A 24,160-nucleotide genomic window follows, 5' to 3' on the forward strand; every position below is an offset into this window, starting at 1 on the left:
ACCGAGCCCGGTCGGCACCTGCGAGACTGTCCGCATGCAGCGCATCGTGGTTCTGGCCGGCGGCATCGGTGGTGCCCGTTTCCTGCGTGGTCTCAAGACGGCCGCGCCCGAAGCGGACATCACGGTGATCGGGAACACCGGCGACGACATCCATCTGTTCGGACTGAAGGTATGCCCCGACCTCGACACCGTGATGTACACGCTCGGTGGCGGGATCAACGAGGAGCAGGGCTGGGGGCGTACGGACGAGACCTTCAAGGTGAAGGAGGAGCTCGCCGCCTACGGAGTGGGGCCCGAGTGGTTCGGGCTCGGCGACCGTGATTTCGCCACGCACATCGTGCGCAGCCAGATGCTCGCCGCGGGCTATCCGCTGAGCGCGGTCACCGAGGCGCTGTGCGACCGGTGGCAGCCGGGGGTGCGGCTCATCCCCATGTCCGACGACCGTGTGGAGACGCATGTCGCGGTCGAGTTGGACGGCGAGCAGAAGGCGATCCACTTCCAGGAGTACTGGGTGCGGCTGCGCGCCTCGGTGGACGCGCTGGCCGTCGTCCCTGTGGGCGCCGAGCAGGCGAAGCCCGCACCCGGCGTGCTGGAGGCCATCGCCGAGGCGGACGTGGTGCTGTTCCCGCCGTCGAACCCCGTGGTGAGCGTCGGCACGATCCTCGCCGTGCCCGGCATCCGCGAGGCCATCGCCGAGGCCGGGGTGCCGGTGGTCGGCCTCTCCCCCATCGTCGGTGACGCACCGGTGCGCGGCATGGCCGACAAGGTGCTCGCGGCGGTCGGGGTGGAGTCGAGCGCGGCTGCGGTCGCCGAGCACTATGGATCCGGGCTCCTGGACGGGTGGTTGGTCGACACCGTCGACAAGGGTGCGGTGGCGCGGGTCGAGGCGGCCGGAATCCGCTGCAAGGCCGTGCCGCTGATGATGACCGACGTGGCCGCGACCGCCGAGATGGCGAGGGCCGCCCTGGAGCTGGCCGAAGAGGTACGGGCGTGAACGGCGGGGATGCGCCGCAGTTCCGGGTGTGGGCCGTGCCCGGGCTGCCCGAGGTGCAGCCCGGTGACGACCTCGCGAAGCTGATCGCCACCGCCGAGCCGGGGCTCGTGGACGGTGACGTCGTGCTTGTCACCTCGAAGATCGTCTCCAAGGCCGAGGGCCGGATCGTCGCGGCGGATTCACGCGAGGAGGCCATCGACGCGGAGACGGTACGGGTGGTGGCCCGCCGCGGGACGCTGCGCATCGTCGAGAACCGGCAGGGTCTGGTGATGGCGGCGGCCGGCGTCGATGCCTCCAACACCCCTGCGGGGACGATCCTGTTGCTGCCCGAGGATCCCGATGCCTCGGCGCGTGCGATACGGGACGGGCTGCGCGATGCGCTCGGTGTCGAGGTCGGCGTGCTCGTCACGGACACCTTCGGGCGGCCCTGGCGCAACGGGCTGACCGATGTCGCGATCGGCGCCTCCGGTGTGCGGGTCCTTGATGATCTGCGCGGTGGCACGGATGCGTACGGCAATCCGCTCAGCGCGACCGTCGTGGCGACCGCGGACGAACTGGCCGCGGCGGGCGACCTCGTGAAGGGCAAGGCGGAAGGGCTGCCGGTCGCGGTGGTGCGTGGACTGCCGGGCGCGGTCGTGAGCGGGGGCCCGGGTGGCTCCGAGGGCTCGGCGCAGGAGGACGGCGGGGCACGGGAGTTGGTGCGGGTCGCGGCCGACGACATGTTCCGGCTCGGCACGTCCGAGGCGATACGGGAGGCGGTCACGCAGCGGCGGACCGTGCGGGAGTTCACCGACGAGCCGGTCGATCCGGGCGCGGTCCGGCGTGCGGTGGCCGCGGCGGTGACGGCGCCCGCGCCGCATCACACGACCCCGTGGCGCTTCGTGCTCCTGGAGTCCGAGACCTCACGGCTGCGGCTGCTCGACGCCATGCGCGAGCAGTGGATCGCGGATCTGCGGCGCGACGGGAAGTCCGAGGAGTCGATCGCGAAGCGGGTGCGGCGCGGGGATGTGCTGCGCAAGGCGCCGTATCTCGTGGTGCCCTGCCTGGTGATGGACGGCTCGCACACGTACGGGCACGCGCGGCGGGATGCCGCCGAGCGCGAGATGTTCGTGGTGGCGACCGGCGCCGGCATCCAGAACTTCCTGGTGGCGCTGGCCGGGGAGCGGCTCGGCTCGGCGTGGATCTCGTCGACGATGTTCTGCCGCGAGGTCGTACGGGAGGTGCTCGGGCTGCCGGGTGACTGGGATCCGATGGGTGCGGTGGCCGTCGGTCACGCGGCCGCTGCGCCCAAGTCCCGTCCCGCGCGCGAGGCTTCGGACTTCATCGAGGTGCGCTAGGGGATATCCAGAGGGGGGTGGTGCTCAGAGCTTGCCGATGTCCGTCTTCGGCATCTTCGGGGTGCGGCGCGGTGGGGTGCGGCCCGTGAGCAGGATGTAGCGGGCGGCGCGGTGGCGCTGGCCGCGGTAGGGCTCCAGGAGTTCGAGCATGCGGGCGTCGTCGGCGTCGCGCTCGCCGGCGAGCGCGTAGCCGATGATGCCGGGCAGATGGAGGTCGCCGACGGTGACCTCGTCCGGGGCGCCGTGCGAGCGCTGGACGGTCTCGGCGGAGGTCCAGGGGCCGATTCCGGGCACCAACTCGAGCCGTTTGCGGGCGGCTCGGGGGTCCAGGGCCATCGCCTCCTCCAGGCGGGGGGCCACGCGGACGGCGCGCAGGATCGTCTGGGCGCGCTTGTTGTCGACGCCGGCGCGGTGCCAGTCCCACGAGGGGATCATGCGCCAGGTGTGCGGGTCGGGCATGACATGCAGATCGGGCATGCCGGTGGGGCCCGGGGCCTGCTCGCCGTACTTGCGGATGAGGAGGCGCCAGGCGCGGTAGGCCTCGTCCGTGGTGACCTTCTGCTCCAGGATCGACGGGATCAGGGACTCCATGACGAGTCCCGTGCGCAGGAGGCGCAGGCCGGGGCGGCGGCGGGCGGAGTCGGCGACGAGGCGGTGGCGCGGGGCGAAGGCGGCGGGGTCGTCCTGCCCGCCCATGAGCTCGGGCAGCCGGTCGAGCAGCCAGTCCCTGCCCGGGCCCCAGGCTTCGGCCTCGATGCGGGTGGCTCGGGCGGTGGTCTCGGCGCCGGTCGCGCGCGTGGTGAGGCGGAGGGTGGCGGGGCCGTCGGGGGTGCGGGTGGCGCGCCAGACGGTGCCGTTCGTGACGCGGAAGGTGGGGTCCGCGGGGCCGCGCCTCAGGGGGCCGACGACCAGTCCGAGGTCGAGGGGTGCGATCGGGGTCCAGGTCCGCGTCGTGCCCTGCGCGGCCTTCGGCGCGCCGCCGCGGGCCGGACCGGGGACACGGGTGTCCCCCGCGCGCACGGTGGTGCGGGTCCGGGGTGCGCGAGGAGCACGGGGGTCGAAGCGGCCGGCCACGGGATTCCTGGGGGTCGGGTGCGGGTGTGGAGGAGTCGGTGCAGGTCCTTCGAGGGTAGGGCGTCCAGCTCCCCACCCCGCCCCTTCCCGGCAAACCCCTACGCGTCCGAAGAGAACCGCACACTTCCGTCCGGAAGCACCGCGTCGCACCACACGCGGATGCCGCCGCGGAGTTCGTTGTCCGCGCCCACCGAGGCGCCGTCGCCGATGACCGCGCCGTCGAGGATCGTGCGGGCGCCCACGCGGGCGCCCTTGCCGACCAGGGAGTCCGTCACCACGGCGCCCGGTTCGATGATCGCGTCCGCCAGGATGGTGCTGCCCGTGACGCGGGCGCCGGGGCCGACCGTCGCGCCCTCGCCGACCACCGTGCCGCCGGTCAGCTTCGCGTCCGCGGCGACATCGGCCGTCGGCAGGACGAGGCGGTCGCCGCAGCGGCCCGGGACGGCCGGGGACGGGGCCCGGCCGAGGACCAGGTCCGCGGAGCCCCGTACGAAGGCCTGGGGTGTGCCGAGGTCGAGCCAGTAGGTCGAGTCGACCATGCCCTGGAGGTGGGCCCCGGCGGCGAGCAGCCCCGGGAAGGTCTCGCGCTCCACCGAGACGGGACGGCCCGCGGGGATCGCGTCGATGAGCGAGCGGCGGAAGACGTAGGCGCCCGCGTTGATCTGGTCCGTGACGATTTCCTCGGGGGTCTGCGGCTTCTCGAGGAAGGCGGTCACGCGGCCGGTCGGATCGGTCGGGACCAGGCCGTACGCGCGCGGGTCCTCGACGCGCGTGAGGTGGAGCGAGACATCCGCGCCGCTCTCCGTGTGCGTCGAGACGAGGGCGCGGATGTCGAGGCCGGTCAGGATGTCGCCGTTGAAGATCAGGACCGGCTCGTCGGGGCCCGAGCGCAGCCGCGAGGCGACGTTGCGGATCGCGCCGCCCGTGCCGAGCGGCTCGTCCTCCGTGACGTACTCCAGCTCCAGGCCGAGGGCCGAACCGTCACCGAAATGCGGTTCGAACACCTCGGCCAGGTAGGAGGTGGCGAGGACGATGTGGGTGACCCCGGCCGCCCGGGCGCGCGCCAGCTGGTGCGTGAGGAAGGGCACACCGGCCGCCGGGACCATCGGCTTGGGTGTGTTCACCGTGAGCGGCCGCAGCCTCGTGCCCTTGCCGCCGACGAGAAGGATCGCCTCAGTCACCGATGTGTTCACTTCCTGCCGGGGGCCGGGCGGCCCTGGTCACGGATCGGTCAGTGTATGCAGTTGTTCGTACGGAATGAGTCGGAGCCGGAATTCATCGATCACCGGCCCTGGTAGTGGGCCGACGTACTGCGGGCGCTGCCGAGCTTGCCGTACAGGCGGCGGCCGGGGCACTCCGTGGCGAAGCCGTCCCGGTGGCCGGAGATCACATGGAGCCGGACGTTGCGCCCCTTCTTGTAGAGGTTGCTGCCGCCTGATTTCAGGACCGTCGTGCCCTTCGGGTTGGCTCCGTACAGACCGAGCTTCCACGCCGTGAGCTTCGCGACCGCGTTGACCGCGGCCTTCGGCGGTGCCGAGTTCGTGTAGGTCCCGAGGACCGCGATGCCCATGCTGTTGGTGTTGAAACCGAGAGTGTGGGCCCCGAGCACCGGCTTGGCCACCCCACCGGCACGGCCTTCGTAGATGTTTCCGCACTTGTCGACTGCGAAGTTGTAGCCGAAGTCGCGCCAGCCGCTGCTCTTGACGTGGTAGCGGTAGATACTGCGCAGTACGGAGGGCGCCTGCGCACACCGGTAGTTGTTGCCGGACGCGCTGTGGTGCACGAAGGCCGCACGGACCGCCTTCGTGTAGACGAAGTTCTTCTCGCGGAGCTTCTCGTCGGCGCCCCAGCCCTTGCGCGTGATGATCCGCGGCCGCGGCCCGATGTACGGCTTGCCGGTGGTCTCGCCGCGCGAGGCGAGCAGCTCCGCCTCGGTCTGCTTCTTGGTGAGCTCGGGGATGACGGACGCGCCGAGCGGAGCCATCTCCGCGTTCACCGCCCAGCTCGCGGCCGCCTCGGCGGTCAGCACGCTGCGCGGTCCGTCCGCGGGCGGGCCGGCCGGCGGAGCGGGCTCGTCACCCGGGTCGACGAGTTCGAGGCGGAGGTTCTTCGGCAGCGGCGGTACGTTCCCGCGGTCGGCGGGCGCCTCGGCGAGGACCCGGAGCTCGACACCGTCCGAATTGCCCACCCACAGGGGCGCGGTGGAGCCGCGCAGCGTGCCGTCGGCGCGCTCGGGCGAACCGAGGTCGGCGGCATGCTCGTTGTTGTGGGTGTCGAGTTCCTGCCAGGCGGACCAGGTCTGGGTGTCGGCCGAGCGGGTGCGGACCTGGACCCGGCCGTGCAGTTCTGCCTCGGGGTTGTCCCAGACCACGCCCACCAGGGCGAACGGCAGGACGTCCCGGCGTACGACGCCCTGGGCGGCGCCCGCGCCGAGCGCACGGTCGGAGGCGAGGGGGCGCAGGGGCAGCGACTGGGTCGAGCCGCCCACGTCGGGCGAGCCCGCCGCCGCGGGTCCGCTCAGCGATACCGCTTCGGCGTCGTACACCGGCTCGTTCGCGCTCGCGGGCAGGGCGAGCGGAAGGGACAGGGCCACGGCACAGGCCACACCGATCGAGGAAGCTAGAAATCCACGCATGCGTCGATCGTGGGAGCAAGTTCGCATCCCCGCATGTCGTGGACGTAAGGGAATTGACGCCCCGTCGGCTCGTACGCGGGACGGCCGCGCCGCCCGGCGCCGGTGCGCGCGTAGGCTTGCCGCTGTGAACGCGACCGACCGCACCCCTGCCGACCTGCTGCGATCCGCGCTCGCCGCGGACCCGGGCCGCCCGCTCGTGACCTTCTACGACGACGCGACCGGTGAGCGGGTCGAATTGTCCGTCGCCACCTTCGCCAATTGGGTGGCCAAGACCGCGAATCTGCTCCAGGGCGAGCTCTCCGCCGAACCCGGCGACCGGCTTGCGCTGCTGCTGCCCGCGCACTGGCAGACGGCGGTGTGGCTGCTCGCCTGCTCCTCCACCGGGGTGACGGCCGTCGTCGGCGGCGACCCGGCGGACGCCGACCTCGTGGTCTCGGGACCCGACACGCTCGACGAGGCCGCGGCCTGCTCCGGCGAACGGGTCGCGCTCGCGCTGCGCCCGCTGGGCGGCCGCTTCCCGCAGCCGCCGGACGGGTTCCTCGACTATGCGGTCGAGGTGCCGGGTCAGGGTGACCAGTTCGCCCCGTACGCCCCTGTATCGCCATCGGACGACGCACTCGTCATCGGCGATACGGCGCTCACGGGCGCGGAAATCGTCGAGCGCGCCCTCGCCGATGCGCGTGGTCTCGGGCTCGGGCCCGGCGACCGGATGCTGTCCGGGCTCTCGTACGGAACATGGGACGGCCTGTCCGCCGGGCTCTACGCCCCGCTGGCGGGCGGGGCGTCGGTGGTGCTCTGCCGCCACCTCGACGAGCTCGGCGAGGAAGCCCTGGCCAAGCGTGTGGAGAGCGAGCGGGTCACGGTGCGCCGGGAGAGCTGACGGCTCCGGGAAAGTCCACCCGTCCGGCGGACGTCGCGCCCCCGCCCGCAGGCGGCGGGCCGCGCCCTCGGGTCATGGTCGGAAAAGCGCCCTTCGCGGGGTGCTGTCCGTGCTGCCGATCCATGAGGGGTGGACCCCGACGTGACCGACACCGCAGGCACGCCGCCCGACGTTCCGGATCCGTCCGGTGACGACGCGCCTACGCCGGTCCCGCCGGATGCCGTATCCGACACACCCGAAGCGCCCGAGCCCTCGGAGGCTTCCGCGGCTTCCGAGGCTTCCCCGGCTTCCGCCGGAACCCACGAACCCGAACACCCCCACTGGGCCCGCTGGATCTCCCTCGTCGCCGCCGTCGTCGTACTCGTGACGTCCGGGGTCGGCTGGGGGATCTACAAGCAGCTGCAGGGCAACATCACCGAGGACCTCACCGCCGCCGAGGAACTTGAGCGCTACGAGCGGGAGCGGCCCGCGCCCTCCACGCACAACGCGCAGAACGTCCTCCTGATCGGCTCCGACACCCGCACCGGCGACGGCAACGACAAGTACGGCAAGGACTCGGGGACCAACGGCGGCCGCTCCGACACCACGATCCTGCTGCACCTCGCGGCCGACCGGAAAAGCGCCACCGCCGTCTCGCTGCCGCGCGACGTGATGGTGGACATCCCGAGCTGCCGCAAGCGCGACGGGTCACGGACCAAGGAGCAGTTCGCACAGTTCAACTGGGCCTTCGAGTGGGGCGGCGCGGCCTGCACGATCCGCACCATCGAGCAGCTCACGGACATCCGGATCGATCACCACATGGTCGTGGACTTCCGTGGCTTCAAGAAGATGGTGGACGCGGTCGACGGCGTCGAGGTCTGCGTCGCGAAGCCCATCGACGACCGGGCCGCCAAGCTGAAGCTCGCCAAGGGCCGGCACAAGCTCAACGGCGAGCAGGCGCTCGGGTACGTCCGCGCGCGCAAGACGCTCGGCGACGGCAGCGACACCGAACGGATGGACCGCCAGCAGGCGTTCCTCGCCGCGCTCGTCAACAAGGTGAAGAGCAACGGCGTCCTGTTGAACCCGACTCGCCTCTACCCGGTCCTGGACGCGGCGACTTCCTCGCTGACCACGGACCCGGCCATCGCGCAGCTGACCGATCTGTACGACCTGGTCCGCTCGATGCGCAACATCCCGGCGGACAGGGTGCAGTTCCTGACGGTGCCGCGGCAGTCGTACGCGTACGACGCGAACCGGGACGAACTGGTGCAGCCCGATGCCGGACGGCTCTTCGACCGGCTGCGCGAGGACGCACCCCTCCAAGTGGCCGAGAACGCACCGTCGGCCGAACAGGCCGCCGCCGAGCGCGAGGGCGAGGAGCCCGCCTCCGAACGGGACGGCGCGGAGGACGGCGGCGGCGGCTACTGGGTGGACACCGGCTACTGGAGCGACGAGGGCTACTGGGTCGACGACGGGTACTGGGAGGAGGGCAAGTCCTCCGACGAGGACCCCCAGGACGGGAAGGGCAAGAAGAGCGAGAAGGACCGCAAGAGCGAGTCCAAGGGCGACCCCAAGAATGACAAACCGGACGAACCGTCCGCCCAAACCCCCTCCCCCGCCCCGACGTTCCGTGGAAGCACGGCCGCCGGCGCCGGCTGTTAGCCCTGCCCACACCCCCTCCGAGTAAAGGGATCCCCAAGCACAAGGGGCCGTTGACCTTGAATTGGGGCGTATTGCCCGGTTGTAAGCGCAGTGGACTTTGTCACCGCCGTCGCTCTTCGCCGACCTGGGCGGATAGTGTGAGCGATCCGGTGCACCCGGCTGCGATGAAGCAGCGGTCAGTACGAGACCGGTGTGTGCACCCTTGATCGACCGGACGCCTTGGAGGGGGAAGGCGCCGCGTGGCCCCGACGGAGGACTCAAGCAACCGTGGACGCGCAAGGCCGTGGGCGGGCGGAGAATGTCGACCCCGCAGACCAGTGGGTACTGAACCCGCAGACCGGCGACTACGAACTGCGACTGAATCCCTCCGGACCGGAGTCAGGGATCCCCTCGCCTCGCCGCAGGACGCAGTACGGACAGCCCCGCGAGAACCGGACCCGCCAGGCACCGCCCGGGCGCAGGCCCGGACAGCAGCCGCCGGGTGAGGTCCCGGGGCAGCGGCGGCGGCGACTGCCCGACGACCAGGACGGCCCCGCGGGCCGGCGCCGGCCCAGACAGCAGAAGTCCAAGGGCAAGAAGGCCCTGATGTGGACGGGCGGCACGCTGGCGTTCCTGCTGGTCGCCGGTGCCGCCGGCGCGTACTTCTACATAGAGCATCTCAACGACAACCTGACCACGGCGTCCGACGACGGCGCGGGGACGGGCGGTTGGGCCAAGGGCCGTGCGATCAACGTGCTCATCATCGGCACGGACAAGCGCACCGGTAAGGGCAACGAGGGCTACGGCGACACCGGCAGCCCGGGGCACGCGGACACCACGATCCTGCTGCACGTCTCCAAGGACCGTACGAACACGACGGCGTTGAGCATTCCGCGCGACATGATCGTGGACATTCCGGACTGCCCGACGAAGCAGGACGACGGCCAGACCAAGGTCATCCCGGGTACGCCCAACGAGCGCTTCAACGTGAGCCTCGGCCAGTCCGGCCGTACGCCCAGTTGCACGATGCGTACGGTCACCGAGCTGACCGGGATCAAGATCGACAACTTCATGGTCGCGGACTTCAACGCGGTCAAGACGCTCAGCAGCGCGGTCGGCGGTGTGGACGTCTGCCTCGACAAGCCCATCAAGGACCCGAAGTCGCATCTGGACCTGCCCAAGGGCACCAGCACGGTCGAGGGCGACGACGCGCTCGCGTTCGTGCGGACCCGCTACTCGGTGGGCTTCGGCTCCGACCTCGACCGCATCAAGTTGCAGCAGCAGTTCCTGAGTTCGCTGATGCGCGAGATGAAGGACGAGATGAGCAGTCCGGGCACGATGCTCGATCTGGCCGAGGCCGCAACGAAGGCACTCACCGTCGACGACACGCTCGGCGACGTGTTCAAGCTCCGCGATCTCGGCATGGAGCTCGGCAAGGTGGACCTGAAGAACATCAGCTTCACCACGGTCCCGGTCGTCGACAACACCGACGGCGCGACCGTCCTCGTCAACGAGGCCAAGGCGAAGCCGCTGTTCGCGGCCATAAAGGGCGATGTGTCCCTGACGGCCACGAAGAAGAAGCAGAAGGACAAGGAGGCCGCGCGCCTCAAGGGATCCAAGTCCGCCGCGGCCGATGTCCGGGTGAACGTCTACAACGGCAGTGACACCCAGGGCGCGGCGGGCAAGACGCTCACGTATCTGCAGACCGAGCACGGCATGAACAAGGCCAGCCAGCTCGGCAATCACGATCCCAAGCAGTCGAAGACGACGCTTGAGTATTCGCCCGACCAGGCCGATCAGGCACGCAAGCTGGCCGAGGTGCTGAAGCTGCCGGGCTCGGCTCTCAAGGAAGGCAAGAGCGAGACCAACGATCAGGGTCTGCCCGCGATGGTCCTGATCCTCGGTTCGGACTTCTCGGAACCCGGAGCTCCGGTCGGAGCTCCGACGGCCCCGGACGACATCGACAAGACCGAGGCCGACAAGAAGACCTGCGCCAAGTGAACCCAGGGGCCATCTGAACCGTCTGCTCGGACAGAGCAGTTCACAGGTGGGGGTCGTATGGTGCGCCAGGCTGGGGAGGGACTGGCATGACGCAGAGTGGCGTGCGCAGACAGGGAACGCGACGATCTCGCGGACCGCAGGCGCGTGAACTGGGCTGGGACGACAGCCTGTACGAGGGGTCCGGCGTGCCCGGACCCCGAGGGCCGGACGACGACGAGCCGTCCGGTCCCCGGCGAGCCCGGCGGCGTGCGGGGCGCAGGCCCCGCAGCCGCGGCCGGCGCATACTGCGCTGGACGGCCCTGGTGTTCGCGGTGCTGATAGTGGGGACGGCGGGCGCCGGGTACCTCTACTACCAGCACCTCAACGACAACATCGAGACGGCGCCGCTGCCCGACAAGAACCGGGCGCCGAAGGCGACGCCGAACTCCGCGGGGCAGACGCCGCTGAACATCCTCCTGATCGGTTCCGACGAGCGGAGCAACAAGGCGAACCAGAAGCTCGGCGGCGCGAAGGAGACCTTCGGCGCCAAGCCGCTCGGCGATGTGCAGATGCTGCTCCACCTCTCCGCGGACCGCAGCAACATGTCGGTGGTCTCGATGCCGCGCGACACGCTCCTGGAGATCCCGGAGTGCGAGGACCCGGACACCGGCAAAACCGTTCCGGCAAGCAACGGCCGGACGATGACGAACGAGTCGCTGGCCCGCGGCGGCCCCGCCTGCACCGTGCTGACCTGGGAGAAGCTCACCGGGATCCACATCGACCACTTCATGATGATCAAGTTCGAGGGTGTGGTCTCGATGGCCGACGCCATCGGCGGCGTCCCGGTCTGCGTGGACAAGAACATCCACTCGCGCAACGCGAAGGGCGAGGGCTCCGGCCTCAAGCTGGAGAAGGGCACCACGGACATCAAGGGCGAGGACGCCCTGAAGTGGCTGCGCACCCGCTACGGCTTCGAGGACGGCAGCGACATCGCCCGCGCCAAGGCCCAGCACATGTACATGAACTCGATGGTCCGCGAGCTCAAGTCCAGCGCCCGGCTGACCAATCCGGCCGAGATGCTGAACCTCGCCGAGGCCGCCACCGACGCGCTCGTCGTCGACGAGGGCCTCGACTCCGTGGGCAAGCTGGCCGATCTGGGCGGCGAGCTCAAGAAGGTCCCGTCCGCGCGGATCAACATGACGACGATGCCGTTCGAGTACGTGGGTGCCCGCGTCCAGCCCAAGCCGGGCGCGGCCGAGGACCTCTTCGAACTGGTCCGCGAGGATGTCTCGCTCGACGGCAAGGACGCGGACAAGAAGAAGGAGAAGCTCTCCGACGACCCGGCCGCGGAGCCCGCCGACACCACCGTCATCGTGCAGAACGCCACCGGCGACGCGACCCGCGCACCGCTGCAGGGCCGGGCCACCGAGGTCGCGGGCCTGCTCCAGGGCAACGGCTACACCGCGGCGGACGCCGAGCAGCCGGGCACCGGCAGCGACACCTCCGAAGCCCGTACGCTGATCCGCTACCCGAGCGCGGACCTGGAGGGCGATGCCCAGGCGCTCGCCAAGTCCCTCGGTCTGCCGCTGAGTTCGGCCAAGGAGTCCGCGGACGTCTCCGAGGTCACGCTGGTCGTCGGCGCGGACTGGCGCGCGGGCGCCACACCGCCGAAGCCGAAGCCGAAGACGCCGGACAAGAAGGACATCGACAACGGGGCCGACGAGGACGCCTGTATGAAGGTCAACCCGGCCTTCACCTGGTAGCCCGACGTTCCCCGCGTACGCGAAGAGCCCCGGTCCGCAACGGCCGGGGCTCTTCGCGTACGTACCGGAGAACGCGTCAGACGTTCTCGCTCAGGACAGCCGGCCTGCGCGAAGCGATGACCTTCTTGGCCAGCGCCTTCGGGCTGGTCAGGAAGCCGTACCCCCACGACATGTGCATCGTCGCCAGCGCCACCGGGATCTGCAGCCGCGCCTTCAGGGGCAGGCCCTTGCCCGCCGGGAGCGAACCCGCCGCTATGGCCGCGAGATAACCGGCCGGGACGACGAAGCCGACCGGAGTGAGAGCGGCGCCCACGACCACACCGGCCGCGATGGCGCACACCGCGGTCGGCGGCGCGAGATACCGCAGGTTGATGGAGCCCTCGTGGTAGCGCGCGACCACGTGCCGCCAGCGCCCGTAGTCCTTGTACTGCTTGGCGAGCGCCTTCACCGACGGACGCGGGCGGTACGAGACCTTCAGCTCGGGCGAGAACCAGATGAGACCGCCGGCCTCACGGATCCGGAAGTTCAGCTCCCAGTCCTGGGCGCGGATGAACTCCTCGTTGTAGCCGCCCTGCTGCTCCAGGGCCTCACGCCGGAACACCCCGAGGTACACCGTCTCGGCCGGGCCCGCCTCGCCGCCCGTGTGGAAGGCCGCGTTGCCCACGCCGATCTTCGAGGTCATCGCGGCGGCGACCGCGTGCTCCCAGTCGTTCTCGCCCTCGGCGTGCATGATGCCGCCGACGTTCTGCGCGCCGGTCTCCTCCAGGAGCCGTACGGCGGTGGCGATGTAGTTCGGCGAGAGGATCCCGTGGCCGTCCACGCGCACCACGATCGGGTGACGCGAGGCCTTGATCGCCGCATTGAGCGCGGCGGGCGTACGGCCCGTCGGGTTGGGCACCGTGTGCACACGCGGATCTTCGCGCACCAGCTCGGCGGCGATCTCGTCGGTGCGGTCCGTTGACGGTCCGAGCGCGATCACCACCTCCATCTCACCTGCGTACTCCTGCTGCAGGATCGCGTGGATGGCGCCGCGCAGATGCCGCTCCTCATTGAGGACGGGCATGATCACGGACACGGGGGTGGGCTGCACCTCAGACTTCTCGCTCATCACCCGTCACGTTACCGCGAATGGGGGACACGGGCGCGCGGCCCCCGGGCCGCCTCCCCGGGCCGCATTTCGTATGGGCCTACGGTTGTACGGTCCTTGCGCCCGCTTTGAGCGGAGGTATCCCCCGTGCCCGTGCCGCCCAGCCCCGCCCGACCTCCCCGGCAGGGGCAACGGCAGCCCGTACGGTCCTCCGCACGGCGGGCGCCAGCCCGGCGCAGACGGACCAAGCCGCGGCCGCGGTGGGCGATGCGGACGGCGACGACGTTCTCGGTGGCGGTGCTCGCGGCGGCCGGGATCGGGCACGCGGTGGTGACGAGTCTGGACACCGGGATCGACCGGGTCGACGCCTTCAAGGACATGAAGAACCGTCCCTCCGGAGGGGACGGCATGAACGTGCTCCTGGTCGGCACCGACGGCCGCGACAAGATCACCGAGGAGGAACGCCGCAAGTACCGCCTCGGCGGGGCCCCCTGTCACTGCACGGACACGATCATGATCGTGCACATCTCCGCGGACGGTGAGCGCGCCAGCATCGTCAGCCTGCCGCGCGACTCGTACGCCGAGGCGCCCGCGCACACCGACCGCAACAGCGGCAAGAAGCACCACACGCACCCGATCAAGCTGAACGCGGCCTACGCGGAGGGCGGTCCGCAGCTGACCGTGCGGACCGTCGAGCACATGACGAAGGTGAAGATCGACCACTATCTGGAGGTCGACTTCACCAGCTTCATGAAGACCGTGGACGTCCTCGGCGGTGTGGAGATCTGCACGACGAGCCCCATGAAGGACTCGTACACCGGACTCGACCTGGCCGCGGGCCGGCACCACTTGCGCGGCGGCGAGGCCCTGCAGTACGTCCGCTCGCGGCATATCGACGGGGCCGCCGACCTGGGCCGGATGCAGCGCCAGCAACGCTTCCTCGCCGCCGTCATCGCCAAGGCCACCTCGTCCGGGGTGCTGCTCAACCCCGTCAAGTTCCGGGACGTGACCCGCACCATCCTCGGCTCCGTCCGCGCCGACCGGTCCTTCGGCACCGACGAGATGCTCGACCTCGGGCGCGCCATGCGCGGCTTCACCCCCGCCTCCTCCGAGTTCACCTCGGTGCCCATCGGGCAGATGGGGTACGTGGTGAAGGGCATCGGCTCGACCCTGAAGTGGGACCCGAAGCGCTCCGAGAAGCTCTTCGACGCCCTGCGCGAGGACCGGCCGCTCGCCCCGCTCACCCGCAAGAAGAAAGCGACGCTGGTCGATGTCGCCCCGCAGCAGATCCGCGTCCAGGTCGCCAACGGCACCGAGGTCTCCGGCCTCGGCTCCCGCGTCGACAAGGCGCTGCGCAAGACGGGCTTCCGTACGACGGGAGCACCCCGCGACGCCGCGCCGGTCGCGCGCACCCTCGTCGAGTACGACCCGCGCTGGGACCGCTCGGCCCGCTCGCTGGCGATCGCGCTGCCCGGTTCGCAGCTGAAGGCGGTCAAGGGGCTCGGCGGCACGCTCAAGGTGACGGCCGGAAAGGACTTCGACCAGGTCCGGCCGGTGCGTGCCACGGACGTCAACCAGGGCGAGTTCGGCGTCGTGACCGGTGACCAGGTGGTGTGCGGCAAGTCATAGCGGCGGGACAGCGGCGGGGCCCTTCGCGCGGCGGGCGCCCTCAGTCGTCGAGGCCCTCCGCGGCCCGCTTCTCACGCAGCTCCTTGATCGCACGGCGCCGCGCGAGGCGGTGCGTGCGGCGGATCTGCGCCTCCTGGTAGCGGCGCTCGTCGCGCTCCGTCTCCGGGACCACCTGCGGGACCCGGCGCGGCTTGCCCTCCTCGTCGACCGCCGCGAACACCAGATACGCGGAGCCGACCTGCTGCGCGGGCGTCGACTCGTTCCACCGCTCGGCCAGAACCCGGACGCCGACCTCCATCGAGGTCCGTCCCGTCCAGTTGACCTGCGCCTTCACATGGACGAGGTCGCCGACGCGCACCGGTTCGAGGAAAGCCATCTCGTCCATGGACGCCGTCACCGCGGGACCGCCGGAGTGCCGGCCGGCCACCGCGCCCGCCGCGTCATCCACGAGTTTCATGATCACCCCGCCGTGCACCGTCCCCAGAAGGTTGGTGTCGTTGTGGGTCATGATGTGGCTGAGCGTCGTCCGGGAAGCCGCGGTCGGCTTGCCCGGAATCTCCGCCTCCGCGGCAGGGGCGTGGTCTGTCATGGCCTCCACTCTATGTCCGCCCTGGCAGTGGTCGCTTTGTGTCAGGTGTGCAACAGCCCTGGACCGGTTTATCGGCATCCCTTGTCCTGCGCCTTTATCCAACCTGCACACTGGGGGGATGAATGACTGGCCCCAGGGGTGGAGTGAAGACCGCAACCGTGGATACGGACGCGGCGCGAGCAGCGCGCAGCCTGAAGGCGCGCGCACGATGCGCCAGGTCCCGCGCGGTCCGGCCCCGAGGCCGCAGGCACCTTCGTACGGTGTGCCCGCGCAGCAGAGCCACGGACGCGACAGCGGTTACGACGACGGACGCGGGGGCTACGACAGCGGCTACAGCGACGGAGAGGTGTACGGCGGGCGCGGCAACGGCGGCGGCCGGGGCCGGGACGACGGCTACTACGGCGGCGAGCGGTCCGCGCCGGACTGGCGGCGCCGGATCAAGATAGGTCTCATCACGCTGGTCGCGGTGATGCTCGTATGGTCCGTGGCCACGTACTTCTGGGCGGACTCCAAGCTCAAGCGCGAGGTCGACCTCTCGAAGGTCATCGAGCGCCCGTCGGGCGGCGAGGGCACCAACTACCTGATCGTGGGCTCCGACAGCCGCGAGGGCATGTCCGCCGAGGACAAGAAGCGCCTGCACACCGGCTCCGCCGAGGGCAAGCGCACGGACTCGATGATGATCCTGCACGTCGGGGACAACGGGAACACGATGATCTCGCTCCCCCGCGACTCGGACGTCGAGATCCCGAAGTTCGTGGGCTCCGAGTCCGGCAAGACCTTCCCGAACACGGGCCGCCGCGTGAAGCTCAACGCCGCGTACGCCGAGGACGGCCCCGAGCTGCTCGTGCGCACAGTCGAGCACAACACCGGCCTGAAGATCGACCACTACGCGGAGATCGGCTTCGGCGGCTTCGCGAAGATCGTGGACGCGGTCGGCGGCGTGGAGATGGACATCCCGAAGGCCTTCAAGGACAAGAACTCGGGCGCCGACTTCAAGGCCGGCAAGCAGACCCTCAACGGCGAGGAGGCCCTGGCCTTCGTCCGTACGCGCTACGCGTTCGCGGGCAGCGACCTGGACCGCACGAAGAACCAGCAGAAGTTCCTCTCGGCCCTCGCCAACCAGGCGGCCACGCCGTCCACGGTCCTGAACCCCTTCAAGCTCTACCCCACGATGGGCGCGGGCCTTGACACCCTGATCGTCGACAAGGACATGGGCCTGTTCGACGTGGCGGAGATGTTCTGGGCGATGAAGAGCGTCTCGGGCGGCGACGGCAAGTCGATGAACATGCCGATCTCGGGGAGCCGTGGGGGCAACCTCGTCTGGGACAAGGACAAGGTGAAGCAGCTGGTGGATCAGCTGAACAACGACGAGAAGGTGACCGTCACCGAGTAGGTGACCGGCACGGCGAAGGGCCCGGACGGTGTGCACCGTCCGGGCCCTTTGCGTCTCCGGCCGCTACGGCAGGTTGCGCGCCATGACGATGCGCTGGACCTGGTTCGTGCCCTCGTAGATCTGCGTGATCTTCGCGTCGCGCATCATGCGCTCCACCGGGTAGTCGCGGGTGTAGCCGTACCCGCCGAGGAGCTGGACCGCGTCCGTGGTGGCCTCCATGGCCACGTCCGACGCAAAGCACTTCGCCGCCGCACCCAGATACGTCAGGTTCGCGTCGCCGCGCTCCGACGCAGCTGCCGCCTGGTACGTCAGTGCGCGGGCCGCCGAGATCTTCATCGCCATGTCCGCGAGCATGAACTGGATGCCCTGGAAGTCGCCGATCGGCTTGCCGAACTGCTTGCGCTCCTGGACGTAGCCCTTGGCGTAGTCGAGGGCGCCCTGGGCGATGCCGAGGGCCTGGGCCGCGATGGTGATGCGGGTGTGGTCCAGGGTCGCCATCGCCGTGGCGAAGCCCGTGCCCTCCTCGCCGATCATGCGGTCGGCGGGGATGCGGACGTTGTCGAGGTAGACCTCGCGGGTCGGCGAGCCCTTGATGCCGAGCTTCTTCTCGGGGGCGCCGAAGGAGACGCCCTCGTCGCCCTTCTCGACGACGAAGGCGGAGATGCCCTTCGAGCGCTTCGTCGGGTCCGTCACGGCCATGACCGTGTAGAACTCGGACTCGCCCGCGTTGGTGATCCAGCGCTTGACGCCGTTGAGGATCCAGTAGTCGCCGTCGCGTACGGCCTTGGTCTTCATGCCGGCCGCGTCCGAACCGGCGTCCGGCTCGGAGAGGCAGTACGAGAACATGCCCTCGCCCTTGGCCAGCGGGCCCATGTACTTCTTCTTCAGCTCCTCGGAGCCGGAGAGGATCACGGGGAGCGAGCCCAGCTTGTTCACGGCGGGGATCAGGGAGGAGGAGGCGCAGACGCGGGCGACCTCTTCGATCACGATGACCGTGGCGAGCGCGTCGGCGCCGGCGCCGCCGTACTCCTCGGGGACGTGGACGGCGTGCAGGTCGTTGGCGACCAGCGCGTCGTGGGCCTCCTGCGGGAAGCGGGCCTCCTCGTCGACCGCGGCCGCGTGCGGGGCGATCTTCGCCTCGGCGAGCGAGCGGACGGCGTCCCGGAGCATGTCGTGCTCTTCTGCCGGGCGGTACAGGTCGAAATCAGCGTTTCCCGCCAACGTCTGTCACTCCCCAATTGCTAACTACCGTTAAGTAACGAGAATTTTAGGCCCCTGCTCCGCACGGGGATACGTGAGCTTGGCGACAGCGTGAACCGTGCCCCCGTACGCGCCCGACTATGCTCGGTCGGCAGTCCTGCCCCGCACCCCCTGGAGCACCGCACATGTCCCTCAAGATCACCGTGATCGGCACCGGATACCTCGGCGCCACCCACGCCGCGGCCATGGCGGAGCTCGGTTTCGAAGTGCTCGGGCTCGATGTCGTGCCCGAGAAGATCGAGATGCTGTCGGCGGGCAAGGTGCCGATGTACGAGCCGGGCCTGGAGGAACTGCTCGCCAAGCACGTGGCCGGCATCGAGGGCTCCAGCGGGCGGCTGCGCTTCACGACGTCCTGGGAGGAGGTCGGCGCGTTCGGCGACGTCCACTTCGTGTGCGTCAATACGCCTCAGAAGCACGGCGAGTACGCGTGCGACATGAGCTACGTGGACGCCGCGTTCGGCTCGCTCGCTCCGGTCGTACGGGCCGGGGCCCTGGTCGTCGGCAAGTCCACCGTGCCCGTCGGCTCGGCGGCGCGGCTCGCGGAGCTGCTGCCGGAGGGCGTGGAGCTGGCGTGGAACCCGGAGTTCCTGCGCGAGGGCTTCGCCGTGCAGGACACCCTGCACCCCGACCGTCTGGTGGCGGGCGTGGGCAGCGAGCGCGCGGAGAAGCTGCTGCGCGAGGTGTACGCGACGCCGATCGCCGAGGGTTCGCCGTTCGTCGTCACGGATTTCCCGACCGCGGAGCTGGTGAAGACCTCCGCGAATTCGTTCCTGGCGACGAAGATCTCCTTCATCAATGCCATGGCCGAGGTGTGCGAGGCCGCCGGTGGCGATGTGGTGAAGCTGGCCGAGGCGATCGGCTACGACGACCGGATCGGCAAGAAGTTCCTGCGCGCCGGCATCGGTTTCGGCGGCGGCTGTCTGCCCAAGGACATCCGCGCGTTCATGGCGCGCGCCGGCGAGCTGGGCGCGGACCAGGCGCTGACGTTCCTGCGCGAGGTCGACTCGATCAACATGCGCCGCCGCGGCCACATGGTCGAGCTGGCGCGCGAGGCGGTCGGCGGCGGTTCGTTTCTCGGCAAGCGGGTCGCGGTGCTCGGCGCCACGTTCAAGCCGGACTCCGACGACGTACGCGACTCGCCCGCGCTGAACGTGGCCGGGCAGATCCATCTGCAGGGCGGCCAGGTCACGGTGTACGACCCGAAGGGCATGGACAACGCCCGCCGGCTCTTCCCGACCCTCGGCTACGCCGACACCGCGCTCGGCGCGGTCCGCGGCGCCGACGTCGTGCTGCATCTGACGGAGTGGCGCGAGTTCCGCGAGCTGGACCCGGTCGCGCTCGGCGCGGTCGCGGCCGAGCGCGTGATGCTGGACGGCCGCAACGCGCTGGACCCCGTCCTGTGGCGCGAGGCGGGCTGGACGTACCGGGCGATGGGGCGGCCGGCGGCGTAGTGGCGGGCGGCGGCGCTCTTACCCGTCCAGCCGCTCGATCGTCGCCGTCGACGGGGGTCTGCGCTCCTTGGCCGCGCGGGCGGTGAAGTCCGTGTCCCTGAGCACCCGTTGGGCATTGCCCCAGGTGAGCAGCGCGAGATCGGTCTCGCTCCAGCCGCGGTGCAGCAGTTCGGTGAGCAGGTCCGGATAGCGCGAGGTGTCCTCGACGCCGTCGGCGGGACGGTCCGCCGTGTCGTACGTACCGGACAGGCCGACGCTCTCCGCCCCCGCCACCGCACGGACGTGGTCCACGTGGTCGGCGACGTCGCCGAGCGCGGGGCCGGTGCGGGCCGAGGCGCACGGGACCATGCACAGGCCCTTGTGTGCGCCGAGCGCCGCGAGGGTCGCGTCGTCGAGGTTGGCCGGGTGCGGGGTGAGCGCCGCGGCGCCCGAACGCGAGAAGACGACCGGGGCCTTGGAGACGGCGAGGGCGCGCTCGAGCACCGGGAGCGGGCTGTCGCTGAGGTCGAGCAGGACGCCGAGCCGGTTGCACTCCCGTACGACCTCTTCGCCGAACCGGGTCAGGCCCTGCGGACCGGCCCAGCTCGTCCCGTACAAGGAGAGGCTGCGCACGCCGAGTGCGTGCAGGGAGCGCAGGGCGCCGAGCGAGTCGCCGAGCGCGGCCGCGTCGGCGGGCCCGAGCACACAGGCGATGCGGCCGTGGGAGCGCGCGTCGGCGGCGTCCGAGGGGGAGCGGGTCAGCCGCAGGGCTTCGGGGCTTTCGCCGATGGCATGGCCCGCGAGGTCGATGAGCTCCAGGGTGGTGGCGACGGCACGGTCGCGGCGTACGTCCGCGGGCAGCGCCAGCGACCAGAACATCGCGCCGACCCCGCCCTCGCGCAGCCGTGGGACATCGGTGCGCAGATTGCTCTCGCCCAGCTCGAGGTCGTACCAGCTGAGTTGGTGCAGGGCCCAGGGGAGGCCGCTGTGGCCGTCGGTGACGGGGTGGCCCTGGAGGACGGTGCGGGCGCGGTCGGCCGCGGTGGCGGGAGTGACGTCGGGGGCCGGATCCGGATCCGGACGCGTATCGAGCCCGGCGTCGGTTCCGGTCTCGGTTCCTGTATCGGGCCCGGTATCGGTTCCCGTATCGGGCCGGGGGTCCGCCGGGGCGTCAGCGCCCGGTCCGGCCTGGTCCGTTGGGCCGGGGACCCGGGCGGCCGAGGGCTCGTCCAGATGGCCGACTTCTCCAGGGGCCAGGGATTCTTCCTGCAGATCCGCCATCTGGTACTCCGGTGGTGTGGTGCGGTGGGACGTAATGCCACCGTGCCACGACCCCGCGGGGGTGACCTGGCGGGTAGTGCGTCCGGGGGACGGGCGGTCCATGGGCCGCGGGGTGAGGGCACGCAACCCTGCGCGCCCTCACCCCGCGATTCCGCGCGTCCTCGCGCAGCTATCCGTCCAGTTCCGCGAGCGTCGCATTCGACGGCCCCCGCCGCCCCTGCAGATCCCGTGCCACGTCCTCGGCGTCGCGCAGCGTGCGGACCGCGTTGGACCAGGTGAGCTTGGTGAGGTCGGTGGTGGACCAGCCGCGGCGCAGGAGTTCGGCGATGAGGTTGGGGTAGCCCGCCACGTCGTCGAGGCCGGACGGGGTGAAGGCCGTGCCGTCGTAGTCGCCGCCGATGCCGATGTGGTCGACGCCGGCGACCTCGCGCATGTGGTCGAGGTGGTCGGCGACGGTCGCCGCGGTCGCCACGGGGCGGGGGTTGGCCGTCTCGAAGGCGCGGTGGATCTCCATCGCCTCGGGGGTGGTGTCGAGGTGGTGGCGGTCGTGGGCGCGCATGTTGTCGTCGGCGGCCTTCGTCCAGGCGACGGCCGCGGGCAGGACGAACTTCGGGACGAAGGTGGCCATCGCGACGCCGCCGTTGGCGGGGAGTTTCGCGAGGACGTCGTCCGGGATGTTGCGCGGGTGGTCGCACACCGCGCGGGACGAGGAGTGCGAGAAGACGACCGGCGCGACGGACTCGTCGAGCGCGTCGTGCATCGTCGAGGCGGCGACGTGGGAGAGGTCGACGAGCATGCCCGTGCGGTTCATCTCGCGGACGACCTCGCGGCCGAAGGCGGAGAGGCCGCCGACGCCCACCTCGTCGGTGGCCGAGTCGGCCCACGCGATGTTGTCGTTGTGCGTGAGCGTCATGTAGCGGACGCCGAGGGTGTGCAGCGCGCGCAGGGTGGCGAGGGAGTTGTTGATGGAGTGGCCGCCCTCGGCGCCCTTGAGCGAGGCGATCCGGCCCTCGCCGCGGGCCTTCTCCATGTCGTCCGCGGTCAGCGCGCGGACCAGGTCCTTCGGGTACGCGGCCAGCAACTGGTCGACGCAGTCGATCTGTTCCAGTGTGGCGCTGACCGCGTCCTCGCCCGCCATGTCGCTGCGGACGTACACCGACCAGAACTGCGCGCCGACCCCGCCGGCCCGCAGTCGCGGCAGGTCGGTGTGGAGCCGGCCGCGCAGATCGCCCGCGATGTCGAACTGCCCGAGGTCGTAGCGCGCGTGTTCGCGCAGCGCCCAGGGCAGGTCGTTGTGCCCGTCGACCACGGGGTGTTCGGCGAGCAGGTCGAGGGCCTGGGAGAGATACGGGGAGGGGTCCGGGGCGAGGTCCGTGGAGTCCTTGGAAGTCATGCCCCCAACGTAACCGCAGGGGCCTGACCTGCCCTACTTGCCGAAACCGAAGGCCCCGTTGCCCTCGGCCTTGGCGCGCAGCCTGCGCCCCTTCTCGGTGGCCTGCTCGTTGAGCTCCTGCTGGAACTCCCGCATGCGGCCGAGCAGTTCGGGGTCGTGCGCCGCGAGGATGCGGGCCGCGAGCAGGCCCGCGTTGCGTGCGCCGCCCACGGAGACGGTGGCGACCGGGACTCCGGCGGGCATCTGCACGATGGAGAGCAGGGAGTCCATGCCGTCGAGGTACTTGAGCGGGACGGGCACGCCGATGACCGGCAGCGGTGTCACCGAGGCGAGCATGCCCGGCAGATGGGCCGCTCCCCCGGCGCCGGCGATGATCGCCTTGAGGCCGCGCTCCGCCGCCTCCTCGCCGTACGCGATCATCTCGCGCGGCATGCGGTGCGCGGAGACGACGTCGACCTCGTAGGGGATCTCGAACTCGGCGAGGGCCTGGGCGGCGGCCTCCATGACGGGCCAGTCGGAGTCCGAGCCCATGACGATGCCGACGACAGGTGCGGTGCTCATTCGGTGATCGTTCCTCGCAGGTAGCCGGCGGCGTGCTGAGCGCGCTCCAGGACGTCGTCCAGGTCGTCGCCGTAGGTGTTGACATGACCGACCTTGCGGCCGGGCTTCACATCCTTGCCGTACATATGGATCTTGAGCTGCGGGTCGCGTGCCATGCAGTGCAGATACGCGGAGTACATGTCGGGGTAGTCGCCGCCGAGCACGTTCGCCATGACGGTCCACGTGGCGCGCGGGCGCGGGTCGCCGAGCGGCAGGTCGAGCACGGCGCGTACGTGGTTGGCGAACTGGGAGGTGACGGCGCCGTCCTGGGTCCAGTGCCCGGAGTTGTGCGGGCGCATGGCCAGTTCGTTGACGAGGATGCGGCCGTCGGGGGTCTCGAAGAGTTCGACGGCGAGGTGGCCGACGACGCCCAGTTCGTCGGCGATGCGCAGCGCCAACTCCTGGGCCTGGCCCGCGAGTTCTTCGGGGAGTCCGGGCGCGGGCGCGATCACGGTGTCGCAGACGCCGTCGACCTGGCGGGATTCGACGACCGGGTAGGCGACGGCCTGGCCGTGCGGCGAGCGGACGACGTTGGCCGCGAGCTCCCGTACGAAGTCGACCTTCTCCTCGGCGAGGACGGGGACGCCGGCCTTGAACGGCTCGGCAGCGTCGGCCGCGGAACGTACGAACCAGACGCCCTTGCCGTCGTAGCCGCCGCGGACCGTCTTGAGGATGACGGGGAAGCCGTCGCCCTCGGCGGCGAACGCGGCCACGTCGGCGGCGTCGGTCACGATGCGGTGGCGCGGGCAGGGTGCGCCGAGCGCGGTGAGGCGCTCGCGCATCACGCCCTTGTCCTGCGCGTGCTTGAGGGCCTCCGGCCCGGGGCGTACGGCGATGCCGTCGGCCTCCAGGGCGCGCAGGTGCTCCAGCGGCACATGCTCGTGGTCGAAGGTGATCACGTCACAGCCGCGCGCGAACTCACGCAGCGTGTCCAGGTCGCGGTAGTCGCCGATGACGACATCGCTGACGACCAGGGCCGCGGAGTCCGTGGGGGTGTCGCTGAGGAGCTTGAACTGGATGCCGAGCGGGATGCCTGCTTCGTGCGTCATACGCGCGAGCTGCCCACCGCCGACCATGCCGACTACAGGGAACGTCACATCCTCCAGGGTAAGGGGCCCCCGGATACGTAAGGACCTACGAGTCCTGCGTCACATCTCACAGTCTGGTTAGCATGGCGTGACTGCACATACGGGGGAAACGACCGAACGGGGCTGA

At 70.6% G+C, this 24,160-nt stretch carries 19 protein-coding genes; 9 read left to right on the forward strand and 10 right to left on the reverse strand.

The features are described 5' to 3' along the window. The first annotated feature begins 34 nt into the window (after positions 1–34). Both cofD and ACIBI4_RS12905 read left to right on the forward strand, forming a co-directional pair. Positions 35–994: a 2-phospho-L-lactate transferase gene (gene cofD, locus ACIBI4_RS12900; RefSeq protein ID WP_399203809.1), complete on the forward strand. Its 960-nt coding sequence runs from the start codon at positions 35–37 to the stop codon at positions 992–994. Next, positions 991–2,331 (forward strand): coenzyme F420-0:L-glutamate ligase, encoded by a 1,341-nt coding sequence (locus ACIBI4_RS12905; RefSeq protein ID WP_399203811.1) that lies wholly within the window; start codon positions 991–993, stop codon positions 2,329–2,331. Before cofD ends, ACIBI4_RS12905 begins: the two co-directional genes overlap by 4 nt. 24 nt (positions 2,332–2,355) lie before the next feature. Here the strand turns inward: ACIBI4_RS12905 and ACIBI4_RS12910 are convergent, their stop codons facing one another. The 3 genes from ACIBI4_RS12910 to ACIBI4_RS12920 all read right to left on the reverse strand — a co-directional run bounded on the left by ACIBI4_RS12910 (position 2,356) and on the right by ACIBI4_RS12920 (position 6,040). Continuing rightward, positions 2,356–3,405: a DNA-3-methyladenine glycosylase family protein gene (locus ACIBI4_RS12910; protein ID WP_399203812.1), complete on the reverse strand. Its 1,050-nt coding sequence runs from the start codon at positions 3,403–3,405 to the stop codon at positions 2,356–2,358. 98 nt (positions 3,406–3,503) lie between these two features. Next, complete coding sequence (locus ACIBI4_RS12915; protein WP_399203813.1) at positions 3,504–4,586, reverse strand: sugar phosphate nucleotidyltransferase; 1,083 nt, start codon at positions 4,584–4,586, stop codon at positions 3,504–3,506. 101 nt (positions 4,587–4,687) lie between these two features. After that, positions 4,688–6,040, reverse strand: a complete 1,353-nt coding sequence (locus tag ACIBI4_RS12920; RefSeq protein ID WP_399203814.1) for a peptidoglycan recognition protein — start codon at positions 6,038–6,040, stop codon at positions 4,688–4,690. Between the two features lie 124 nt (positions 6,041–6,164). Between ACIBI4_RS12920 and ACIBI4_RS12925 the strand changes: the two genes are divergently transcribed. The 4 genes from ACIBI4_RS12925 to ACIBI4_RS12940 all read left to right on the forward strand — a co-directional run bounded on the left by ACIBI4_RS12925 (position 6,165) and on the right by ACIBI4_RS12940 (position 12,283). Then, complete coding sequence (locus tag ACIBI4_RS12925; protein ID WP_399203815.1) at positions 6,165–6,920, forward strand: TIGR03089 family protein; 756 nt, start codon at positions 6,165–6,167, stop codon at positions 6,918–6,920. A gap of 141 nt (positions 6,921–7,061) precedes the next feature. Continuing rightward, entirely contained in the window at positions 7,062–8,561 is a 1,500-nt protein-coding gene (locus tag ACIBI4_RS12930; protein ID WP_399203817.1) for an LCP family protein, read from the forward strand. Between the two features lie 267 nt (positions 8,562–8,828). After that, positions 8,829–10,541, forward strand: a complete 1,713-nt coding sequence (locus ACIBI4_RS12935) for an LCP family protein (protein ID WP_399203819.1) — start codon at positions 8,829–8,831, stop codon at positions 10,539–10,541. An 86-nt stretch (positions 10,542–10,627) separates the two neighbouring features. Next, positions 10,628–12,283 carry an LCP family protein gene (locus ACIBI4_RS12940; protein ID WP_399203821.1) on the forward strand — a complete coding sequence of 552 codons (1,656 nt, stop codon included), beginning with the start codon at positions 10,628–10,630 and terminating at the stop codon, positions 12,281–12,283. A gap of 76 nt (positions 12,284–12,359) precedes the next feature. Here ACIBI4_RS12940 and ACIBI4_RS12945 read toward each other — a convergent pair whose 3' ends face one another. Beyond that, positions 12,360–13,391 (reverse strand): glycosyltransferase family 2 protein, encoded by a 1,032-nt coding sequence (locus tag ACIBI4_RS12945; protein WP_399203822.1) that lies wholly within the window; start codon positions 13,389–13,391, stop codon positions 12,360–12,362. A 246-nt stretch (positions 13,392–13,637) separates the two neighbouring features. On the opposite strand from ACIBI4_RS12945, the gene ACIBI4_RS12950 reads away from it, so the two are divergent. Beyond that, entirely contained in the window at positions 13,638–14,999 is a 1,362-nt protein-coding gene (locus tag ACIBI4_RS12950; RefSeq protein WP_399203823.1) for an LCP family protein, read from the forward strand. Between the two features lie 40 nt (positions 15,000–15,039). Here ACIBI4_RS12950 and ACIBI4_RS12955 read toward each other — a convergent pair whose 3' ends face one another. After that, positions 15,040–15,588 (reverse strand): acyl-CoA thioesterase, encoded by a 549-nt coding sequence (locus ACIBI4_RS12955; protein ID WP_399203824.1) that lies wholly within the window; start codon positions 15,586–15,588, stop codon positions 15,040–15,042. Positions 15,589–15,706: 118 nt separating this feature from the next. On the opposite strand from ACIBI4_RS12955, the gene ACIBI4_RS12960 reads away from it, so the two are divergent. Next, positions 15,707–16,981, forward strand: a complete 1,275-nt coding sequence (locus ACIBI4_RS12960) for an LCP family protein (RefSeq protein ID WP_399203825.1) — start codon at positions 15,707–15,709, stop codon at positions 16,979–16,981. Positions 16,982–17,044: 63 nt separating this feature from the next. Here the strand turns inward: ACIBI4_RS12960 and ACIBI4_RS12965 are convergent, their stop codons facing one another. Next, a complete protein-coding gene (locus tag ACIBI4_RS12965) occupies positions 17,045–18,202 on the reverse strand; it encodes an acyl-CoA dehydrogenase family protein (protein WP_399203827.1) in 1,158 nt (385 codons plus the stop codon). Between the two features lie 164 nt (positions 18,203–18,366). On the opposite strand from ACIBI4_RS12965, the gene ACIBI4_RS12970 reads away from it, so the two are divergent. After that, positions 18,367–19,692, forward strand: a complete 1,326-nt coding sequence (locus ACIBI4_RS12970) for a UDP-glucose dehydrogenase family protein (protein ID WP_399203829.1) — start codon at positions 18,367–18,369, stop codon at positions 19,690–19,692. An 18-nt stretch (positions 19,693–19,710) separates the two neighbouring features. On the opposite strand, the gene ACIBI4_RS12975 is transcribed toward ACIBI4_RS12970, so the two are convergent. From ACIBI4_RS12975 to ACIBI4_RS12990, 4 genes are all read right to left on the reverse strand, one after another. Then, positions 19,711–20,952 carry a dipeptidase gene (locus ACIBI4_RS12975; RefSeq protein ID WP_399203831.1) on the reverse strand — a complete coding sequence of 414 codons (1,242 nt, stop codon included), beginning with the start codon at positions 20,950–20,952 and terminating at the stop codon, positions 19,711–19,713. Between the two features lie 169 nt (positions 20,953–21,121). After that, on the reverse strand, positions 21,122–22,345 hold the full coding sequence (locus ACIBI4_RS12980; RefSeq protein WP_399203833.1) for a dipeptidase: 1,224 nt from the start codon (positions 22,343–22,345) through the stop codon (positions 21,122–21,124). A gap of 33 nt (positions 22,346–22,378) precedes the next feature. After that, a complete protein-coding gene (gene purE / locus ACIBI4_RS12985; protein ID WP_399203834.1) occupies positions 22,379–22,906 on the reverse strand; it encodes a 5-(carboxyamino)imidazole ribonucleotide mutase in 528 nt (175 codons plus the stop codon). Beyond that, a complete protein-coding gene (locus ACIBI4_RS12990) occupies positions 22,903–24,042 on the reverse strand; it encodes a 5-(carboxyamino)imidazole ribonucleotide synthase (protein WP_399203836.1) in 1,140 nt (379 codons plus the stop codon). Before ACIBI4_RS12990 ends, purE begins: the two co-directional genes overlap by 4 nt. Between the last annotated feature and the right edge of the window lie 118 nt (positions 24,043–24,160).

Source organism: Streptomyces sp. NPDC050418 (assembly GCF_044458745.1).
In the GTDB taxonomy this organism is placed as follows: Bacteria; Actinomycetota; Actinomycetes; order Streptomycetales; family Streptomycetaceae; genus Streptomyces.

What these genes read in the sequence shown, in the direction of transcription:
- ACIBI4_RS12920 (WP_399203814.1), bottom strand. Translation starts at nt 6,040, where the DNA reads ATGCGTGGATTTCTAGCTTCCTCGATCGGTGTGGCCTGTGCCGTGGCC.
- ACIBI4_RS12945 (WP_399203822.1), bottom strand. Translation starts at nt 13,391, where the DNA reads ATGAGCGAGAAGTCTGAGGTGCAGCCCACCCCCGTGTCCGTGATCATG.
- ACIBI4_RS12970 (WP_399203829.1), top strand. Translation starts at nt 18,367, where the DNA reads ATGTCCCTCAAGATCACCGTGATCGGCACCGGATACCTCGGCGCCACC.
- cofD (WP_399203809.1), top strand. Translation starts at nt 35, where the DNA reads ATGCAGCGCATCGTGGTTCTGGCCGGCGGCATCGGTGGTGCCCGTTTC.
- ACIBI4_RS12955 (WP_399203824.1), bottom strand. Translation starts at nt 15,588, where the DNA reads ATGACAGACCACGCCCCTGCCGCGGAGGCGGAGATTCCGGGCAAGCCG.
- ACIBI4_RS12950 (WP_399203823.1), top strand. Translation starts at nt 13,638, where the DNA reads ATGCGGACGGCGACGACGTTCTCGGTGGCGGTGCTCGCGGCGGCCGGG.
- ACIBI4_RS12975 (WP_399203831.1), bottom strand. Translation starts at nt 20,952, where the DNA reads ATGGCGGATCTGCAGGAAGAATCCCTGGCCCCTGGAGAAGTCGGCCAT.
- ACIBI4_RS12980 (WP_399203833.1), bottom strand. Translation starts at nt 22,345, where the DNA reads ATGACTTCCAAGGACTCCACGGACCTCGCCCCGGACCCCTCCCCGTAT.
- ACIBI4_RS12960 (WP_399203825.1), top strand. Translation starts at nt 15,707, where the DNA reads ATGAATGACTGGCCCCAGGGGTGGAGTGAAGACCGCAACCGTGGATAC.
- purE (WP_399203834.1), bottom strand. Translation starts at nt 22,906, where the DNA reads ATGAGCACCGCACCTGTCGTCGGCATCGTCATGGGCTCGGACTCCGAC.
- ACIBI4_RS12940 (WP_399203821.1), top strand. Translation starts at nt 10,628, where the DNA reads ATGACGCAGAGTGGCGTGCGCAGACAGGGAACGCGACGATCTCGCGGA.